20 protein-coding genes are annotated in these 18290 nt (G+C 67.4%); 8 read left to right on the top strand and 12 right to left on the bottom strand.

All coding sequences use genetic code 11. The features are described 5' to 3' along the window. Positions 1-123: 123 nt before the first annotated feature. From ldcA to queE, 5 genes are all read right to left on the bottom strand, one after another. A complete protein-coding gene (ldcA, locus tag AB3347_RS09875) occupies positions 124-1053 on the bottom strand; it encodes a muramoyltetrapeptide carboxypeptidase (RefSeq protein WP_369091617.1) in 930 nt (309 codons plus the stop codon). Between the two features lie 10 nt (positions 1054-1063). After that, complete coding sequence (locus AB3347_RS09880) at positions 1064-1990, bottom strand: alpha/beta fold hydrolase (RefSeq protein WP_369091618.1); 927 nt, start codon at positions 1988-1990, stop codon at positions 1064-1066. Between the two features lie 143 nt (positions 1991-2133). Then, positions 2134-2607 carry a tRNA adenosine(34) deaminase TadA gene (gene tadA / locus AB3347_RS09885; protein WP_369091619.1) on the bottom strand — a complete coding sequence of 158 codons (474 nt, stop codon included), beginning with the start codon at positions 2605-2607 and terminating at the stop codon, positions 2134-2136. Positions 2608-2612: 5 nt separating this feature from the next. Continuing rightward, entirely contained in the window at positions 2613-3059 is a 447-nt protein-coding gene (gene queD / locus AB3347_RS09890) for a 6-carboxytetrahydropterin synthase QueD (RefSeq protein ID WP_369091620.1), read from the bottom strand. A 47-nt stretch (positions 3060-3106) separates the two neighbouring features. Then, a complete protein-coding gene (queE, locus tag AB3347_RS09895; protein WP_369091621.1) occupies positions 3107-3742 on the bottom strand; it encodes a 7-carboxy-7-deazaguanine synthase in 636 nt (211 codons plus the stop codon). A 176-nt stretch (positions 3743-3918) separates the two neighbouring features. On the opposite strand from queE, the gene AB3347_RS09900 reads away from it, so the two are divergent. The 3 genes from AB3347_RS09900 to AB3347_RS09910 all read left to right on the top strand — a co-directional run bounded on the left by AB3347_RS09900 (position 3919) and on the right by AB3347_RS09910 (position 9069). Then, complete coding sequence (locus AB3347_RS09900; RefSeq protein ID WP_369091622.1) at positions 3919-4866, top strand: sensor histidine kinase; 948 nt, start codon at positions 3919-3921, stop codon at positions 4864-4866. Positions 4867-5036: 170 nt separating this feature from the next. Further along, the gene (locus tag AB3347_RS09905) at positions 5037-6041 is read left to right on the top strand and encodes a diguanylate cyclase (protein WP_369091623.1); all 1005 of its coding nucleotides are present in this window, start codon (positions 5037-5039) and stop codon (positions 6039-6041) included. Between the two features lie 100 nt (positions 6042-6141). Next, on the top strand, positions 6142-9069 hold the full coding sequence (locus tag AB3347_RS09910; protein WP_369091624.1) for a M16 family metallopeptidase: 2928 nt from the start codon (positions 6142-6144) through the stop codon (positions 9067-9069). Between the two features lie 72 nt (positions 9070-9141). Here the strand turns inward: AB3347_RS09910 and AB3347_RS09915 are convergent, their stop codons facing one another. From AB3347_RS09915 to AB3347_RS09935, 5 genes are all read right to left on the bottom strand, one after another. Further along, complete coding sequence (locus AB3347_RS09915; protein ID WP_369091625.1) at positions 9142-10761, bottom strand: hypothetical protein; 1620 nt, start codon at positions 10759-10761, stop codon at positions 9142-9144. 259 nt (positions 10762-11020) lie between these two features. After that, on the bottom strand, positions 11021-11416 hold the full coding sequence (locus AB3347_RS09920; RefSeq protein WP_369091919.1) for a YsnF/AvaK domain-containing protein: 396 nt from the start codon (positions 11414-11416) through the stop codon (positions 11021-11023). A 31-nt stretch (positions 11417-11447) separates the two neighbouring features. Next, entirely contained in the window at positions 11448-11585 is a 138-nt protein-coding gene (locus AB3347_RS09925; protein WP_369091626.1) for a hypothetical protein, read from the bottom strand. Positions 11586-11734: 149 nt separating this feature from the next. Beyond that, positions 11735-11992: a hypothetical protein gene (locus AB3347_RS09930; RefSeq protein WP_369091627.1), complete on the bottom strand. Its 258-nt coding sequence runs from the start codon at positions 11990-11992 to the stop codon at positions 11735-11737. A gap of 10 nt (positions 11993-12002) precedes the next feature. Further along, positions 12003-12809, bottom strand: a complete 807-nt coding sequence (locus AB3347_RS09935) for a DNA/RNA non-specific endonuclease (RefSeq protein WP_369091628.1) — start codon at positions 12807-12809, stop codon at positions 12003-12005. Between the two features lie 162 nt (positions 12810-12971). Here AB3347_RS09935 and AB3347_RS09940 point away from each other — a divergent pair, with 162 nt between their 5' ends. The 4 genes from AB3347_RS09940 (at position 12972) to AB3347_RS09955 (ending at position 14235) form a co-directional block, all read left to right on the top strand. Beyond that, on the top strand, positions 12972-13364 hold the full coding sequence (locus AB3347_RS09940; RefSeq protein WP_369091629.1) for a hypothetical protein: 393 nt from the start codon (positions 12972-12974) through the stop codon (positions 13362-13364). Further along, positions 13365-13622, top strand: coding sequence for a DUF5985 family protein (locus tag AB3347_RS09945; RefSeq protein WP_369091630.1), 258 nt, complete (start codon positions 13365-13367; stop codon positions 13620-13622). A gap of 4 nt (positions 13623-13626) precedes the next feature. Further along, positions 13627-13896: a DUF5985 family protein gene (locus tag AB3347_RS09950; protein WP_369091631.1), complete on the top strand. Its 270-nt coding sequence runs from the start codon at positions 13627-13629 to the stop codon at positions 13894-13896. 66 nt (positions 13897-13962) lie between these two features. Then, positions 13963-14235 carry a hypothetical protein gene (locus AB3347_RS09955; protein WP_369091632.1) on the top strand — a complete coding sequence of 91 codons (273 nt, stop codon included), beginning with the start codon at positions 13963-13965 and terminating at the stop codon, positions 14233-14235. 60 nt (positions 14236-14295) lie between these two features. On the opposite strand, the gene AB3347_RS09960 is transcribed toward AB3347_RS09955, so the two are convergent. Further along, positions 14296-15141, bottom strand: a complete 846-nt coding sequence (locus AB3347_RS09960) for a phytanoyl-CoA dioxygenase family protein (protein WP_369091633.1) — start codon at positions 15139-15141, stop codon at positions 14296-14298. Positions 15142-15339: 198 nt separating this feature from the next. On the opposite strand from AB3347_RS09960, the gene AB3347_RS09965 reads away from it, so the two are divergent. Then, on the top strand, positions 15340-17661 hold the full coding sequence (locus tag AB3347_RS09965) for an ATP-binding protein (RefSeq protein ID WP_369091634.1): 2322 nt from the start codon (positions 15340-15342) through the stop codon (positions 17659-17661). A gap of 10 nt (positions 17662-17671) precedes the next feature. On the opposite strand, the gene AB3347_RS09970 is transcribed toward AB3347_RS09965, so the two are convergent. After that, positions 17672-18097, bottom strand: a complete 426-nt coding sequence (locus AB3347_RS09970) for an NUDIX hydrolase (protein WP_369091635.1) — start codon at positions 18095-18097, stop codon at positions 17672-17674. Positions 18098-18290 lie beyond the last annotated feature (193 nt).

The raw sequence follows: 18290 nt of genomic DNA on the forward strand, positions 1-18290 counted from the left end.
CCGCGATTCTACCATCGCGAGGGCGGCGGGGCGAGACCCCGCCCCGCCGGGGCGAGTCGGGGCCCCCGGGCAAGGCCCGACGGCGCACGCGCGTGCGCCGTGTGGGCGGCTGCGCGCCTGGGCTCAGCCGCAGTGGCCGGCCAGGCGCAGCGTCGGATAATCCGACAGCGCCAGGCTGAAGCCGTCGGCGTGCGACGTCAGCCGGCCCTGCGCCCCGAAGGGGATCGTCACCCGGCGCGGGATATGGCCGAAGCTCAGTCCCGTGAGCACCGGCACCGGCAGCGTGGCGCGCAGGTGGGCCAGCATGGTGTCGAAATCGTAGCCGTTGTCGTTCGGCGCCAGCTTGTAGCCCGAGAAATCGCCCAGCACGACGGCGCGCTGGCCTTCGAGCACGCCGGCCTGGTGCAGCTGCAGCAGCATGCGCTCGACCCGGTAGGGATGCTCGGCAATGTCTTCCAGGTACAGGATGCCGCCGTCGATACGCGGGAAGTACGGCGTACCCAGCAGCGACACGATCATCGCCAGGTTGCCGCCCCAGACCCTGCCCTCCTCCTGGATGCAGGGGTTGCCGGTGGCGCACTCGTGAATGGTGTGGCTCGGGCCCGCGAGGCAGCGCCAGAAGTCGTCCAGCGTGAACTGCACCGGCTCCCTGGCGCCGAAATCGCCGGCGATCATCGGGCCGGCATAGCTGAGCGCGCCCGTGCGCGCCATCAGGCCCATGTGGATGGCGGTGACGTCGGAAAAGCCGACTACCAGCTTGCCGCTGGCGGCGATGGCCTCGAAATCGATGTGCGGCAGCAGGCGCGTCGTGCCGTAGCCGCCGCGCAGGGCCATGATGATCTGCACGTCGGGGTCGTCGACGGCGGCGCGCAGCTGCCCGATGCGGCCGGCGTCGGTGCCGCCGAAGCGCTCGTGGATGCTGGCGTGGTCGTAGTAGTTATGGACGAGACAGCCGTGCTGCTCGAGACGGGCGATGCCGCGCTCGACCGCGGACGGGTCGAGCGCCTGGCCGGCCGGGGCCACGATGGCGATGCCGATTTGTTGGGTGATCACTGATTGAGGATTATTGTTTTACAAATAAGCGGGGTGTTGAGTCTGGCAACATCTTACCCCTGGCGTGGGCGTCGATCAAGGCAAGGAGCCGCTCGACCAGCTGCGGCGGCAGGTCGTGGCCCATGCCCTCGATGACTTCCAGGCGGGCGCCCGGGATGCGGCTGGCCGTGTCTTCGCCGCAGGCGAGCGGCACCAGCGGGTCGGCGGCGCCGTGGATCACCAGCGCGGGCGTGGTGATGGTGCCCAGCTGCGCACAGCGGTCGCCCGAGGCGGCGATTGCCATCGTCTGGCGCGCCACCCCGCCCGGGCAATAGCTGCGCCGGACCGAACGGGCGACGCGCTTGCGCAGGACTTTTTCCGGGGTCGGATAGGCCGGACTGCCGATGGCGCGCAGCAAGTCGACGCCGTGGTCGATGATGCTCTCGACATCGGCCGGGTCGGCCGGACGGCGCGCCAGCAGCCTGGCGATTTTTTTGGCCGGCCCGGGCAGCCCGCGTCGGCAACTGCTCGACATGATCGAGGTCAGGCTGAGGATGCGCTGCGGGTAACGTGCCGCCAGGATCTGGGCGATCATGCCGCCCATCGAGACCCCGACCACATGGGCGCGCGCCACGCCCAGCGCCGACAGGACGCCGATCGCGTCCTCGGCCATGTCCTCGAGGCGGTAGGCGGCGCGCAGCGGCCAGCCGAGTTTCGATTTGATCCAGGCCAATCCCAGGTGGGGCACGCCGGCCTGCTCGAACTTGCTGGACAGCCCGCAGTCGCGGTGGTCGAAGCGGATCACGTAGAAGCCCAGCTCGACCAGCCCTTCGACGAAATCGTCGGGCCAGGCGGTCAGCTGCATCCCCAGCCCATGCACCAGCAGCAGTGGTGGGGCCTTGGGGTCGCCTGCGGTGTCGAAGGCGATGCGGATTCCGTTGGCGTTCAGCGTGGGCATGGCAACGTGTCGGCCGCGCAGGGCGGCAGGGGCTCATTGAGGCATGCGGCCAGCATACCACTTTCGACAGCGCCGGTGCGCTCGCAAGGGCCGGCGCTTGGTCCGGCGCCCGGCGGGGAATTCCCGGCGCCGGCTGGCCTGCTTCAGTCCGCCGCTGGGAGCTTGCGGGCGGCTGCCCGGCGCTCGGCGAAGAAGGCCTTGAGCAGGCCGCTGGCCTCGTCGGCCATGACGCCGCCGGCGACTTCGGTATGGTGATTGAGCCGGTCTTGCTCGAACAGGTTGAGCACCGAGCCGCAGGCGCCGGTCTTGGGGTCGACCGCCGCATAGACCACCCGCGCCAGGCGCGCATGCATCATCGCGCCCGAGCACATGATGCACGGTTCCAGGGTGACGTACAGCTCGCAGCCCGGCAGGCGATAGTTGCCGAGCTTTTCGGCGGCCGCGCGCAAGGCGACGATCTCGGCGTGCGCGGTGGGATCGTGGCGGCCGATCGGCTGGTTGTAGCCGACGGCGATGACTTCGCCGTCCTTGACCACCACCGCGCCCACCGGCACCTCGCCCTCGGCCCAGGCCAGCCTGGCCTGTTCCAGGGCCAGTTGCATATAGCGTTCAGGCATGGCGCTCAGTGATCGGTGACTTCCGCCCAGCAGTTCGGGGTCTCGTGCAGCACCAGCTTGTGCAGGCGCAAGCCGGTGCCGTAGCGGTCGGTAAAGACGGTCTTGAGAATGTTGAAGGCGACCCGCGCCAGGTTTTCCACGGTCGGGATGCAGTCGATCACCACGGTCTTGTGGTCGGGCAGCGAGGCGAGGAACTCGCGCACCTTGTCGTCTCTTTCGTAGACCAGGAAGGCATGGTCCCAGACGTCGACCAGGTGCTGCTTGGCCAGGGTCTTGACGTCGGAAAAATCCATGATCATGCCGTTGTCGGAATTTCCTTCTAGGTCGATGACATCGCCGGTCAGCGTGATCTCGAGGGTGTAGCGGTGGCCGTGCAGGTTGCGGCACTGGCTCTTGTGGTCGGGAATGCGATGGCCGGCATCGAATTCCAGCTTGCGGGTAATGGTCAGCATGGGGTGTTCGGTGAATTCTGGGAACGTAGGGTTCTGTGGTGAAGCGCTCAGGGAATCTGCAGCAGCTTGTGGGTCTGGATGCTCAGCTTCCACTTGGGATTGCGGCGGCAGGTCTCGATCGCCAGGCGGGTATTCTGGGCGGCCAGCGGGCCGTCCATCGGCTGCACGTAGAAGTTCTCGAAATCGAGCTGCTCGTAGGCGGCCAGGTCCTGGCCCGCCTGCGGGATCACGACCTTGATCTCGTTGCCCTTCCCGACCACCAGCGGCGCGCCCATCTTGGGACTGACGCACACCCAGTCCACGCCTTCCGGCACCGGCAGGCTGCCGTTGGTCTCGATCGCGATGGTGAAGCCGCGCGCGTGCATCGCATCGATCAGCGGACGGTCCAGCTGCAGCAGCGGCTCGCCGCCGGTGAACACCACGTACTTGCTGGCCGCGTGCGTGGCCGGCCACAGGCCGTCGATCTCGGCGGCCAGGGCGTCGGGGTCGCGGAACTTGCCGCCGCGCTCGCCGTCGGTGCCGACGAAATCGGTGTCGCAGAAGGTGCAGACGGCGGTGGCGCGGTCGGCCTCGCGGCCGGTCCACAGGTTGCAGCCGGAAAAGCGGCAGAACACGGCCGGTCGCCCCGCATGCGCGCCTTCGCCCTGCAAGGTATAGAAGATCTCTTTGATGCTGTAAGTCACGGTAAGCCTCTCGTCAACCTTCCATTATACCGCGCGCCAGGCCGGCCGTGGGGGCCGGCCGCCGCAGGGCCGGACGCCCGGCGTCCCCTTTCATGCATTGAGGATGAGCAATATTTCTCGTCGGAATGCGGTGTACCTTCATACGGAATCTTCCGAATGCACGTCAGAGGGATGCCATGAAAAAACCAGCCTCATTCCTAAGCTACCTGTCGGCGTCGGCGCTAGTCGCCGTCAGCGCACCGGCCAGCGCGGCCATGCCGCTGCCCCTGCACGACGCCGCGCCCGAGCTGCTGGCCGCCGCGATGCTGGCGCTGGCCGCCGTGGCCGTGGCACTCCTCCTGCAGCGCCGCTTCCTGGCTGCCCAGGAACGCAGCAGCACCCTGGAAAGCCAGTTGCAGGCCGAGCGCGGCGCCCACGCCGACGTCGAAAACGCCCTGGCCGGCAGCCATGAGGTGCTGTGCCGGCTGGTACGGCAGCAGGAGAGCGTGCGCGAGGCCGAGCGCGCCCGCATCGCCTGCGATCTGCACGACGAACTGGGCCACCGCCTGTTGTCGCTGCGGGTGGAACTGGCCCTGCAGCAGGCCGCCATGCGCGCCACCTCTCCCGCGGCCCATGACAAGCTGGCCGTGGCGATTGCCAACCTGGACGCCGTCATCCGCTCGATGCGCACCATCGTCGCGGGCCTGCGTCCGATTGGTCCCGGCCAGACCCTGCGCCAGGCCGCCGAGCGTCACCTGGCCGAGTTCGCCCGTCTGCACGGCATGGACTACCGTTTCGATGGCAGCGGCCTCGACGAAAGCCGGCGCGATCCGGAGCGCGACGCGGTGCTGTTCCGCGTACTACAGGAGTCGCTGTCGAACGTGGCCCGCCATGCCCAGGCCACCATGGTGGGCGTCACCCTGGTCGAATCGGCCGGCGAGTCGGTGCTGCGGGTCGAGGATGACGGCATCGGCCTGCCGCCCCCTGAGCGCGCCGGCATGCGAGGCCGCGGGATCGACGGCATGCGCGAGCGCACCGAGGCCTTCGGCGGCACCCTCAGCCTGGCGCCCGGCCGGCGTGGCGGGACGGTCGTGTGCGCCAGCCTTCCCCTGCCCCATCCGGCGCCCGCCGTCAGTCCGATGTGAGCCCGATGCGATCCAGTGCAAGCCCGGATTCGGCCCCGGGCGGGACTTGTCAGCTTGCTCACTCGAGAATTTGTCTTGCTGAACATCAATAAGTTCGACCCTGTGCGGTAGGAGAATCGTTTCCTGTTGGCAGTCATTCGATTGCCGGACTGGAACCGCAGAGGACGACCATGATCAGCGCACCCTTCAATGGCGCAAGCACCAGCGCAAGCACATTTGTCCCGACAGCACTCGTGCAGGACGGGGCCTTCGCCAGGCAACTGGTGGCGTCCCTGTCGATCCCGGTGTTCGTGCTCGACACCGAAGGCAAGGTCATGATCTGGAACCGCGCCTGCGAACAACTGACCGGTGTGGCGGCCCACGAGGTGCTGGGCAGCTGCGATCACTGGCGCAGTTTCTATGACCACCGGCGTCCCACCCTGGCCGACCTCGTCCTGCAGAACCGGGTCGCGGACGTGCGCCGCGTCCTGCCGGGCTGCGCGACCGAGGGGGCGCCGGCCAGCCTGTGCCTCGAAAGCTGGTTCGACATGCCGCGCGCCGGCCGCCGCCGTTACCTGGCGGCCGACGCCAGCCCGATCTTCGGGGCCGACGGCACGCTGGCGGCGGTAGTGGAGACCCTGCGTGACCTCACGGACGAGAAAATGGCCCAGGTGGCGCTCGAGCAACTGGCCACCCGCGACGGACTGACCGGCCTTGCCAACCGCCGCTGCTTCGACGACACCTTGCACGCGGAATGGGCGCGCGCGCTGCGCCAGCAGCAGCCCTTGTCGCTGCTGATGGTCGATGTCGACAACTTCAAGGCCTACAACGACGCCAACGGGCACCTCGGCGGCGACGAATGCCTGAAGCGGATCGCGCGGGCGGTGGCCAGCGAGATGCGCGCCAACGACCTGGTGGCCCGCTACGGTGGCGAGGAATTCGCGGTGATCCTGCCGAACCAGTCGCTCAAGGGGGCCGCCATCGTGGCCGAGCGCATCCGCTGCCGTGTGGAGCAGCTGCAGTTGCCCTCCACGGCCCCCACGCGGCACGTGACGGTGTCGATCGGCGCCGCCACCGCCGTCGCCGGGCCCGACAACAACGCCAGCCAGCTGGTGGCTACCGCCGATGCCGCCCTCTACCGCGCCAAACACCTTGGCCGCAACCGTATCAGCCTGCCCTTGACCGAGGCGGCCTGAAGCGCGCCTGCCGGATGCGTATGCATGCCTGATCGCGCTGTTCTTTCCTTGTCGAATATTCTATCCTTCGCGGATAGCAATTTTCCGAAGAGGAGAGAACGTGTCGAAACCCATCCCGCCGCGCGGCGCGCTGGCGCGCGCAGTAGCGACCTCAGTGGCAGGCCTGTTGCCGGCGGCACTGCTGGCCTTCGCGCCTGCCGCGGCCGCCGCTCCCGCCGCCAAGGCCGCCAAGGCCGCCCCGGCCAAGACCACCGGCGAGGTCCTGCCCTTCAAGGCCACCGAGAAAACCTTGGCCAACGGCCTGAAGGTGATCGTGGTGCCGACCGGCTTCCCGAACCTGGTCTCGGTGCAGATCCCGGTGCAGACCGGCTCGCGCAACGAAGTCGAAGCCGGCAAGTCGGGTTTCGCCCACTTCTTCGAGCACATGATGTTCCGCGGGACGCCGAGCTATCCCCCGGAAAAGTACCAGGAGATCATTACCCGGGCCGGCGCGCGGCAGAATGCCTACACCAGCGACGACCTGACCAATTACTACACCACCTTCGCCAAGGAAGACCTGGAGACGGTGCTGAAGGTCGAGGCCGACCGCTTCCAGCACCTGTCCTATCCGGTCGAGGCCTTCAAGACCGAGTCGCGCGCGGTACTGGGCGAGTACAACAAGAACAGCGCCAACCCGATGCAGAAGCTGTTCGAGGTGCAGCGCGAAGCTGCGTTCTCGACCCACACCTACCGCCACACCACGATGGGCTTCCTGAAGGACATCGAGGACATGCCCAACCAGTACGAATACTCGAAGGTCTTCTTCGACCGCTGGTACCGTCCCGAGCGCACCACGGTGATCATCGCCGGCGACGTCGAGCCGTCGAAGGCGGTGGCCATGGTCGAGAAGTACTGGGGCGCGTGGAAGCGCGGCAGCTTCAAGTCGAACGTCCCGGCCGAGCCGGCGCCGCAGGGCGCCCATTACCGCCACGTGGCGTGGCAGACCCCGACCCTGCCGCTGGTGACGGTGGCCTTCCGGGCGCCGGCCTTCTCGGATACCCGGAAGGACCAGGCGGCGCTGTCGATGCTGCTCTCGCTCTCGTTCGGCCGCACCTCGCCGCTGTACAAGCGCCTGGTGCAGGACGAGCAGAAGGTCGACCAGCTGTTCGACTTCGTGCCGAACCGGGTCGACCCGACCCTGGCCACGATCGGCGCGCGCGTCAAGAAGCCGCAGGATGCGCTGTACGTGCGCGACGCCATCCTGCAGACGGTCGCCAGGCTGCGCGACGAACCGGTGAGCGCCGCCGCCCTGGCGGACGCGAAGTCGGCCAACAAGTACGGCCTGATCCGCTCGCTCGACAATACCGAGGCGATCGCCTCGACCCTGGCCTCGTACGTGCACTTCGACCGTTCCTACGACACCCTGAACCGCTACTATCGCGTGGTGGACAGCCTGAGCCCGGCCGACCTGCAGGCTGCCGCCCGCAAGTACCTGGTCGACGATGCGATGGTGGTCACCACCCTGTCGCACGAGCCGCTGCCGGCGCAGTTGGCAAGCCTGCCGAAGCTGGCCGCGCTTGCTACGGCTGTTGCGGCGCCGGCCGCTGCAGCGCCGGCGGGCAGGGTCGACGTGCTGGTCCAGAAATCCGCCCTGCCGCAGATCCGCTTCAAGCTGCTGTTCGCGGCCGGCTCGGCACACGACCCCAAGGGCAAGGAAGGCCTGGCGGCGCTGACTGCGGCCATGGTGGCCGCGAGCGGCTCGCGCGAACGCAGGATCGACGAGGTGACCAAGGCCCTGTTCCCGCTGGCCGGCAGCTTCGGCGAGCAGACCGACAAGGAAATGACCACCTTTACCGGCTCGACCCACAAGGATAACTGGGACCAGTACCTGGGGATCGCCCTGCCCCTGCTGGTCGACCCGGGCTTCCGCGAGGATGACTTCCGGCGCCTGAAGGACGCCCAGAAGAACGCCTTGAACCTCGACCTGAAGGACAACAACGAGGAGGAATTCGGCAAGGAAAGGCTGCAGGCAAACGTGTTCGCCGGCACGCCCTACGGCCACCCGGTGCTGGGCACCGTGAAAGGGATCGAGTCGATCACCCTGGACGACGTCAAGGACTTCTACCGCAAGGCCTACACCCAGGGTGCGCTGCGCGTCGGCATCTCGGGCGACGTCTCGGACCACATGATCGCCTCGCTCAAGGCCCAGCTGGCGCGCTTGCCCGGCGGCAGCGGCCTGGCCGCCACCCCAGGCATCCGCGGCCGCATGCCGAATGGCCTGGAAGTGGAGATCGTCGAGAAGAACACGCGTGCAACCGCGATCTCGTTCGGCCTGCCGATCGAAGTCACGCGCGCGCATCCGGACTTCCCGGCCCTGTGGCTGGCCAAGACCTGGCTCGGCGAACACCGGGCTTCGAGCGCGCGCCTGTACCAGCGCATCCGCGAAGAGCGCGGCATGAACTACGGCGACTACGCCTACATCGAAGCCTTCCCGCGCGGGATGTTCCAGTTTTTCCCGAACCCGAACCTGGGCCGCAAGGCGCAGCTGTTCGAGGTCTGGATCCGTCCGGTGGCGCCGCAGAACGGCCACTTCGCGCTGCGCGCCGCATTGTTCGAACTGGACAAGATGATCGCCGGCGGCCTGTCGGAAGAAGACTTCGCCACCACCCGCGACTACCTGATGAAGAACGTGTTCGTGATGACGGCCACCCAGGACCAGCAGCTCGGCTATGCGCTCGACGCCCAGTGGTACCGTACCCCGGAATTCACCGGCATGATGCGCGACGGCCTGTCGAAGCTGACGGCGGCGGACGTCAATGCGGCGATGCGCAAGCACCTCTCGAGCAAAAACCTGTCGGTGGTGATCATCACCAAGGATGCGGCCGGACTGAAGGAAAAGCTGGTCGCGGATGCGTTCTCGCCGATTGCGTACGACGCGAAAAAACCGCAGGCGCTGCTGGACGAAGACCAGCAGATCGGGTCGATGAAGCTGGGCATCCGTCCGGAGGCGGTGAAGATCACGCCTGCGGCGCAGGCGTTCGCCGAGTGATGCCGTAGCGTCGCTTGCAGCACCAATGAAATCGGCGCCCCGCGGGGCGCCGATTCTTTTTGCGCTGGCGGATCAGGAGGTCATGCGATTCCAGCCGTGGCGCACGGCCGACTTCATTTTCTCCCAGGTCGACTGTCCGCCGCTGCCGTAGCGGGTATCCCAGTCGGTGCGCAGGTCGTTCTCGACCTCGCCCCACTGGCGGCCGCGGTACTTCGGATCTTGCGCCATCGACGAGCCGTAGGCATAGGCCGGCTTGTAGTCGTCGTAGCTGCCGGCGTCCGACACGGTGCTGTAGGTGGCGTTCCAGTGCGAGCGGTATTCGCGGTCGTCGTCGTCGGTCACCCGGTCCCAGCCATGGCGCACGGCGGACTTCATGCGTTCCCAGGCCCCGGCCGAGGTGTCGCCGTGCGTTGCCGTGCTGATGCGCGAATCCCAGCCCTTGCGCATGTCGCCCTCGATGTCGTCCCACGGGCGGTTACGGTACAGCTCGCTCTTGCGCATCTCGGTGCCGTACGAATACGCCGGCTTGACGCTGCCGTAGTCCAGGCCCGAGCTGCTGAGATTGCTGTCGTAGTGGCTGCGGTAGTAGCTGTCGTCGTCGTCCGAGGTCATGCGTTCCCAGCCATGGCGCACCGCGGCCTTCATTTTTTCCCAGGTCGATGGACCGCCGCTGCTGCGGGTGTCCCAGCCGCTGCGCAGGTCGCTTTCGACCTGGTCCCACTGGCGGCCGCTGTACTTGCCGCTGCGCGCCATCTCGGCGCCATAGGCATAGGCCGGTTTGACGCGCTCGTAATCATCGTCGCTGTAGTTGGCAAGAAAGTGATTACGATAATAATCATCGTCGTCACCGAAGAAATTGCTGCCGATATCCAAGCCACCACTCCTGCTCGATCCTGCCACCACGCCGTCACGCGAATAGATGCGTGACCTGCCACGCTGAATCTGGACGGCATGCATTGCGCTCGACGTCGCATGCATGTTACCAATGGCCGTATCGCGCTGCATGCTTCCAGCGTTGGCGCCCTGCAGGCCCGCCGAGCGGGCCGCGTCATCGTCTGCCGTTCCGTCCAGGGAAGACGACTGGAGCGCATTCTCCTGCAGGGTCGCGCCTTGCAGCGAGGTGCCGCCGGTGGCGCTCAGGCCGCTCTTGCCCATCGGCTCCTGGTAGGTCTGGCCCATCGGTTCAGCCTGGTTGAGCGATTGCTGGGCGAACAGCTTGCGGTCGCCCGGGTTGTCGAGCTGCTGGTTGACGCCGGCGCCCGACTGCATCGCCATGCCGCTGGTCTGCTGCATGCCGCCGGCGCCGCTGGCGCGCATCGAATCCGACAGGCCTGCGGACATGCCGCCGGCCATGGCCCCGGCGCCCGATGCCTGCTCGTCGATGTCGGTCGGGCCGTAGCGCTCGACGATGTCGGCCGCGCGCTCGACTTCCGGCAGGGAATCGGCGCTGACCGTCAGCACATGGTGCCCGCGGGTAACCGCGCCTTCGTAGCGGCTCGCGTGTTCGCTGTTGTCCGCGCCGAACAGGTCGGTGAAGAAGTTCTTGATGCTGGCGCCGATGCCGCGGCCGTCGTCGTCGGCGTCGGTATTCACACTGCTGACACCGGTCTGGCTATCGGTCATCCCGGTTGGGTCGGCATTCGACAGGCGCACGTCCTGCCGGGAGAAGTTCGACGACAGGAGTTCATTCATTGCATTCTGCGCATCGGTCCGGTTATCGAACACGGCTACAAGAGTATGTTGCATGGTGGTTCCTCCGAGATGGTGAAGTCATAAGCCTCATGGCAGTCAGGCTAGTGAGTTGAGATTACATCAATCCCCGATGGGCGCGCGCGCGCCTGCCGGGCCGGTGCGACCCGCTTGTTCGGGCGATCTCGCGAACCGAGGCCGAGCGTGGATGCGCATGAAAAAACGGCGCCGCAGCGCCGTTTCTCCAAGCGTCGGACCGGGTTCAGTCGGTCATTCGGTCCCAGCCATGACGCACCGCGGCCTTCATCGTTTCCCAGGTCGAGGCGCCGCCGGTATTGCGCGACTCCCAGTTGCTACGCAGGTCGCTTTCGACGTCGTCCCACTGGCGGCCCTTGTACTGGCTGCGCATCTGCGAGCCGTAGGTATATGCCGGCGCATAGTCGTCGTAGGAACCGCCCATCGACGCCAGGTTCGACTGGTAGTGGTTGCGGTAGTAACTGCCGTCGTCGGCGCCGCCCAGACGTTCGACTTTGACTTCGGTATGGCGCACGGTGTCCTTGATCTGTTCCTGGCGCTGGTTCACTTGCTTGCCGACGGTCACTTCTTCGACGACACGCGCCGACTTCTGCACGACGGCTTCCTCGGCGGTCTCGCGCATCACGATGGTCCGCTCCTTGAAGGCCGTGGCGTCAGCCGGGCTGATCCGTCTTGTGAATGCGGACGCCGCGCCCGGTTTCGACGAGCCGGGTGCCGACGGCCAGCTGCTCCTCGATCACGGGAATGCGCAGGCCTTCCTGTTGGCTGTTCTCGGAGATATTGCTCGACATCGGGTGGGCTCCTCGTTGCGCTGGTTTCAGAGCTAACGAGCGTACTCCCTTCGAGTCGGGGCATGCGCACCCCTGACTACCGGAATGATGAGTGCGCCGGCGCTGCGGCGGTGCGCCGGGTGGGTCCGCCGGGAAGCGGACCGGAGGGTTCAGACGAAGGGGTTGTCGACCTGCTGGACGTCGGGCGGCGGCAGACGGTCCGGCAGTTCGCGCGCCTCGAGCGCGGCGACGACGGCGCCGAGTTGTGCGTGCAGGCGGCGCGCGGCCTCCAGCCCGGCCTTGTCGGCGGTCAGGTCGAGGTCGCCCGAGATGGTGATGCGGTCGAGGCGGTTTTCCAGCATCAGGTCGCCGATCTCGAGCACGTCGGCTTCGTTGGCGAAGGGAGTGAAATTCTTCTTGCGGCTCATGGGCTCTCCATTAGTTCCGGCTCTTTCTTTGACGGATCTTGGGCAGCGCCAGCATGCGTTCCTTCTGCTGGCGGCTCAAGGAAGGCAGCAGCTCGATGCCGATGATGCGCTCGAGTTCGGCCACGGGGATCACCTGGATCGGCGCGTCGGCCCGGTTCTCGACGAACCAGGCGGCGGCCGCCTTCTGGCGGGGACTGTACACCACCTTGTACAGGTGGCTCGGCACGATCACGTTGCCGACCTTGCGCAGGTTGCTGCCCAGGAAAGCGGGACCGGTGATGACGTACAGCGACCCCTCCTTCTTCGCCATCTTGCGTACCGCGCCTTCGATCGGCGCCCAGATGTGGCGGTTGTGGTCGCGGTCCTGGGGCACCATGTTGGCCAGCGAAAAGCTTTCGCGCTGGGCGCGGCGGTCCGGCATGTCGCCGTTGGGCGCCAGGTGGCCGCGGTCGAAGCCGCTGCGTGCATAGTCGGACAGTTCGGCGCGCTGCCCGCGCGGCAGGCGCGACTCGGGGTGGAAGGCATTGTCGCGGTCCAGCCCCTGAGCCGCCTCGAGCTGGTCGGGCGCCAGGTGTTCGGCCGACCACAGCGCGGTGCGGGTCACGCCCGAATGCATCACGCCGAACTCGCTGTAGCACAGCTCGCGCGCGGCGGCGCCGAGCTTGGGATTGCGGATTTCGGGCGGGCGGCCGTCGAGATAGTGGTCGGGACAGGCCGCCCCGGCCGCCTGGACGGCGCCGCTGGCCAGCAGCAGGACAAAAAAGGAGGCACGCTTGATGCGGGCCAGGGAACAATGGAACATGGTGATGTACGGCATATGGGTGAATCGTCAACCCGCATTGTAGCCGGTCCCCCTTGAGCAGAGTCAAACAACAGAGCGTCAAGACGCGCACGATTGAAAAGTCCATTTCCCTCAAGAATGCGATAGACTTGCGCCTTTCTTAACAAAAAATTCCTTTTGGGAACTAACCCGAAGCGAATGAACCGATCGCCGATCCCCGAGGACTTGCGCCGTTTTGTCCTGACGAGCATCCCCTCCGTGCCCTTCCTGGAAGCGTTGCTGCTGCTGCGCGCCAATCCCGGACAGCAATGGTCGGGAGAGATGCTGGCTGGCCGGCTGTATACGAGCGAGCGCACCGCGCACGGACTGCTCGACGACCTGTGCCGTTCCGGCATGGCCGAGCCCTGCCCCGCACCCGACGCACACAATTACTGCTACGCCCCGGCCTCGGAGGCCCTGCGCGAGCGCATCGACGGCCTGGCCGAGCTCTACGCCCGCAACCTGGTCGACGTCACCAACCTCATCCATTCCACACTCGACCGCAAGGCGCAGCAGTTCGCCGACGCCTTCCGCCTGCGAAAGGATCCGTAAATGGGCGAACTCATCTATACCCTGTGCATGCTGACCTCACTGGCCTGTACCTGGCTGCTGCTGGCCAGCTACCGGCGCACGCGCTACCGTCTCCTTTTCTGGAGCGGGCTGTGCTTTGCGGTGATGACCTTTAATAACCTGTTCCTGATTTTCGACAAGATCGTGTTCCCGAATGTCGACTTCATGCCGCTGCGGGTACTCAGTGCCCTGGTGGCCTGCCTGCTGCTGCTGTATGGCCTGATCTACGAGAAGGAGTGAGGCGATGATCCAGATGATGTACGGCGCGATCTCCATGGCCTCGCTCACGATCGCCCTGTTCTTCCTGCGCTTCTGGCGCAATACCGGCGACCGCTTCTTCCTGTATTTCGCGCTCTCCTTTTTCATCGAGGGCCTGCACCGCGTGTATTCGGCGGTGCTGAACGAGGCCGGCGAGGATTCGGCGCTGCACTACCTGATCCGGGTGCTGGCCTACGGCCTGATCGTCTGGGCGATCGTGGAGAAGAACCTGCCGCGCAAGGACCGCGGCGACTAGCGTGCGCCCGGCGGGCACGCGCGGCGCGATAATGGGACCATGAAAAACCGTCAACAGGAGGACAGCATGGCCCCCCACACCCAGGCGCACAACGAGCCGGCAAAACCCACCGACAAGCCGATCGCCGGCGGCGGCCAGGACCAGCGTTCGGACAACCTGCTCCCCGGCGAAGAAGGCGCCGAGGACGGCCGCTTCGACGTGGCTGAGGAAGTCAGCCTCGACCAGCATTCCGACGAAGCCCGGCGGGTCGGCCAGATGCCCGAGAACGGCATTGCCGACGCGGTGCCCGACGCCCTCAGGACGCCGGTTCCCTCGCAGCGCGTCCCCGACAAGGAGTAAGGCCACCCAGGCCGCCGCGGGCGGCCTGCCTCACCTTGCCAGCGCTTCCCGGGTTCTCTTTCAGCCGCCCATCGTCACGCCCATCTTCAGGCCCTCGATCGTGTGCGCCTGGCGGATCGGCACGAGCTCCTCGACCACACGGCAATTCAGGTGCCGGCGCACGACCTCCGGCAGGCTGTCGTAGAACGCGCGCGACAGCTGCAGGTCGTGCTTGATCGCGTTGGTCGCGTCCGGCGCATCGGCGCCCACCACCAGTACCGGGCGCGACAGGTTCGAGCGGTTGGCGGTGCCGCGGTGGATGGTCAGGGCCGAGCGCGCCGAGATGTCGCCCACCTTGGGCAGCTTGCGCTGGGCCAGCGCCTCGTAGCGCGGATACAGGGCCTGGTCCGGGAACATCGGGTCGCCCTCGAACAGGTCCCACTGGGTCCCCGGTGCGATCTCGAAGGGGCCCATGTCCTCGGTCACGTCGACGGTCGTGATGTTGAAGGCCAGCGAACTCAGGCGCCGGCCCTGCACCGTCTCCGGCGGCGAGGCGAAATCGCGGTGCCAGGGCTGGTGCATCGCGCCCGGTCCCGGCACGTCGAAGCCGACTTCGACGATGCGCCATTCCGGTCCCAGCACGGCGCTGCACACCGCCGTCACCCAGGGATGGCTGGCGATGGTGACGAAGGAGCGCAGGCGCTCCGGGTGCACTTCCACGTAATAGCGGTTCGGCCCGCGGTTGAGGGCGCCGCCCTCGCGCGCCATCGCCTCGTCGAACAGCATGTCGATATCGGCGCGCAGTTCCCCGATCAGCTCGCGGCTGAAGGCGCCGCGGCAGCCGATGATGCCGTCGCCATAGATGCCGCGCATGATGTCGGCGACCTCGTATCCCGCAGATTGCGCGCTGCTTGCTCCGCTGTCCATGCTCCACTCCTTATCTAGCCTTGCCAAGGCCCTGGGGCCACACGAACATAAATACTAATGGCAATTGCCAAGGCACGGCGCGAGCACGCCGGAGGCGTACTTGGAAATATTGACAGGAAGGCACCCAAACCGTAGATTGTGCCCGATACCACAACAGGATCGAAGCATGACACCACAAGCGCCCCTGGGGAGCAGACCTTGACGGCGGCGCGGCACGCGAGCGTGCTGTTCATCTGCGAGCGTCCGGTGCCCGATCCGGTGCTGGGGCGCGTCGCCGCGGAACTGGGCGAAGCGGTGGTGCATGCCCGCACCGCCGCGGCCGGACTGGAGCAGGCCCGCGAACACGACTTCGCCGTGGTGCTGGTCGGCTATGCCGGCGACGCCGCCGGACTGGCGGCCACGATTCGCCAGGCCCGGGCCACGCAACGCTCGGTGCACACGCCGGTGCTTGCGATCGGCGTGCCGGAACAGGCGTCCTTCGCGGTCGAGCCGTTGTACGAAGCCGGCGCCGTCGCCGTCCTGACCGAGCCGCTATCGCCCGTTATCCTGCGCACCAAGCTGCGCTTCTACATCGACGCCTTCGGCGCGGCGGCCGAGCGGCGCCGTGCCGAAGCGGCCCTGTTCGACGCCCGGGCCCGGCTCGAGTCGATCATCTCGGCGGCCGAACTGGGCGTCTGGACCTGGGACATCGGGGCCGACCGGGTGACCTGCGACGCCCGCATGGGCGCGCTGTTCGGCCTGGCGGATGCCGAACGCGCCGGCGCCCTCGCGGCACGCTATTTCGAGGCCATCCACGCCGACGACCTGAGCGCGGTGCGGGCGCTGCTCGACGATGCCGTGGCGCGCGGCGTGCCCTACGACGCCACCTTCCGCGTGCGGCGCAGCGGCGGCGGCTGGCGCTGGGTCATCGGCCGCGGCAACGTGGTGCGCGCGGAGAACGGCGAGGCGCTGCACATGCGCGGCGTGATCATCGACGCTTCGCGCCAGTTCGAGGCCGAGCAACAGCTGCGCCTGAGCGAGGAACGTTACCGCACCCTGTTCGATTCGATCGACGAAGGCGTGTGCGTGATCGAGGTGCTGTACGACCAGGCCGGACAGCCCTGCGACTACCGCTACCTGGAAACCAATCCCGCCTTTGCCAAGCACACCGGCCTGGGGAACGCGGTCGGCCGCAGCATGCGCGAGCTCGTTCCCGGCATCGAGCGCCACTGGTTCGAGCTCTACGGGCGGGTGGCCGCCACCGGCGAACCGGTGCGCGCCATCAAGGAGGCGCGCGAACTGGGCCGCTGGTACGACGTGTATGCCGCGCGCATCGGCCCGCCCGAGCAGCATCGCGTGGCGGTGGTGTTCAACGACGTCACCGAGCGCCGCAGCAGCGAGGAGGCGCTGCGCCGGATGGCGGCCGACCTGGAGGAAGCGAACCGGGTCAAGACCGAATTCCTGGCTACCCTCGCCCACGAGCTGCGCAACCCGCTCGCCCCCCTGCGCAGCGGCCTGCAGTTCATCCGGCGCGGCGGCGCCGACCCGCAAGCGGTGGCGCGCATCCACGAGATCATGGAGCGCCAGTTGGGCCACCTGGTGCACCTGGTGGACGACCTGCTGGACGTGGCGCGCATCACGCGCGGCCAGGTGGCACTGCAGCGCGAGCGCATCGACCTGGCCGACGTGCTGTCGGCCGCGGCCGAGACCAGCATGCCGCTGATCGAGGCGGCGCGCCACCGCCTCGACCTGCGCCTGCCGCAGGAAACGCTGATGCTGGAGGCCGACGCCACCCGCCTGACCCAGGTGGTGTCGAACCTGCTGAACAACGCGGCGCGCTATACCCCGCGCGGGGGCAGCATCGTGCTGGCTGCGGAACGCGACGGCGGCGAAGCGGTCATTGCCGTCTCCGACAACGGCATCGGCATCGATCCGGACCGGCTGGACGACGTGTTCAAGATGTTCACCCAGATCGGCGAAGGCCGCCGTCACGCCGCCGGCGGGCTCGGCATCGGACTGTCGCTGGTGCGCAGCCTGGTCGAGCTGCACGGCGGCAGCGTGCAGGCGGCCAGCGCCGGCGCCAATGCCGGCAGCGTGTTCACGGTGCGCCTGCCGCTGGCCGCGCCGCAGGAAGCGTCGGCGGCGCCCCCCGGCCGGGACAGCGCCGATGCGGCGCCGTCCCAGGCCCGGCGGGTGCTGGTGGTGGACGACAACCGCGACGCCGCCGAAACCCTGTCGGCCGTGCTGGGCCAGCTCGGCCACGAGGCCCTGGTGGCGAACGACGGTCACCAGGCGCTGCGCATGATGGCGGGCTTCCAGCCCCAGGTGGTGTTCCTGGACCTGGGCATGCCGGGCATGTCGGGCTATGAAGTGGCCGAGGCGATCCGGCGCGAGCCGCGCTACGCCGGCGTGCATCTGGTGGCCCTGACCGGCTGGGGCGGCGAGGCCGACCGCGAACGCACCGCGCGCGCCGGCTTCGACCGCCACCTGACCAAGCCGGCCACCACGGCCGCCATCGAAGAGGCGCTGGCACAGACCTAGCTCAGCGCACTCACCAGTCGATCGACAGCAGCACCTCGCCCATGCGCGGCCAGCACAGGCCGCCGACCTCGGTGCGCGCAGCCCAGCGGTAGCCGTCCATTTCAGGCGTCGGTACGCCGCTCACGCGGTGCGGGAAGGTGGTGCTGCAACGCAGCTGCGCCAGGCTGTCCAGTTGCGCTCCGGACGCCACCATGAACAGGTGCAGGCGCTTGTCGCGCCGGTAGGCGAAGGGACCGAGCTCGCGGAACGCGGCCGGCGCGAACGCCAGCCCGGTTTCTTCGTGCAGTTCGCGCATCGCGGCTTCCAGCTCGGTCTCGCCAGGGTCGCGCATGCCTTTCGGGATATCCCATTTCGGCGTGTGGGTGACATGGCACAGCAGCAGCTCGCGCCGCGGATTGACGACCAGGGTGCCGCAGGAGACCGTGTATTTCGCCACGTGCTTGTCCGTCCGGTGACAGCGCGCCGCTCGCGTGGCCGCTGGAGTTCTGCCCTTGGTCCAATGTATTGGCCGGATAAGGCCACTGTCAATTGTGCACGCCGCATGCCGGTCGCCCCCCACACTGTCGCGTCTTGTTCTCGCTGTGCGATGGAGTGCCTGGATGGAATATCTGCTGGAAAATAACGATCTC

Origin of the sequence: Massilia sp. X63, assembly GCF_041023745.1 — a bacterium.
Classification (GTDB): Bacteria; Pseudomonadota; Gammaproteobacteria; order Burkholderiales; family Burkholderiaceae_D; genus Telluria.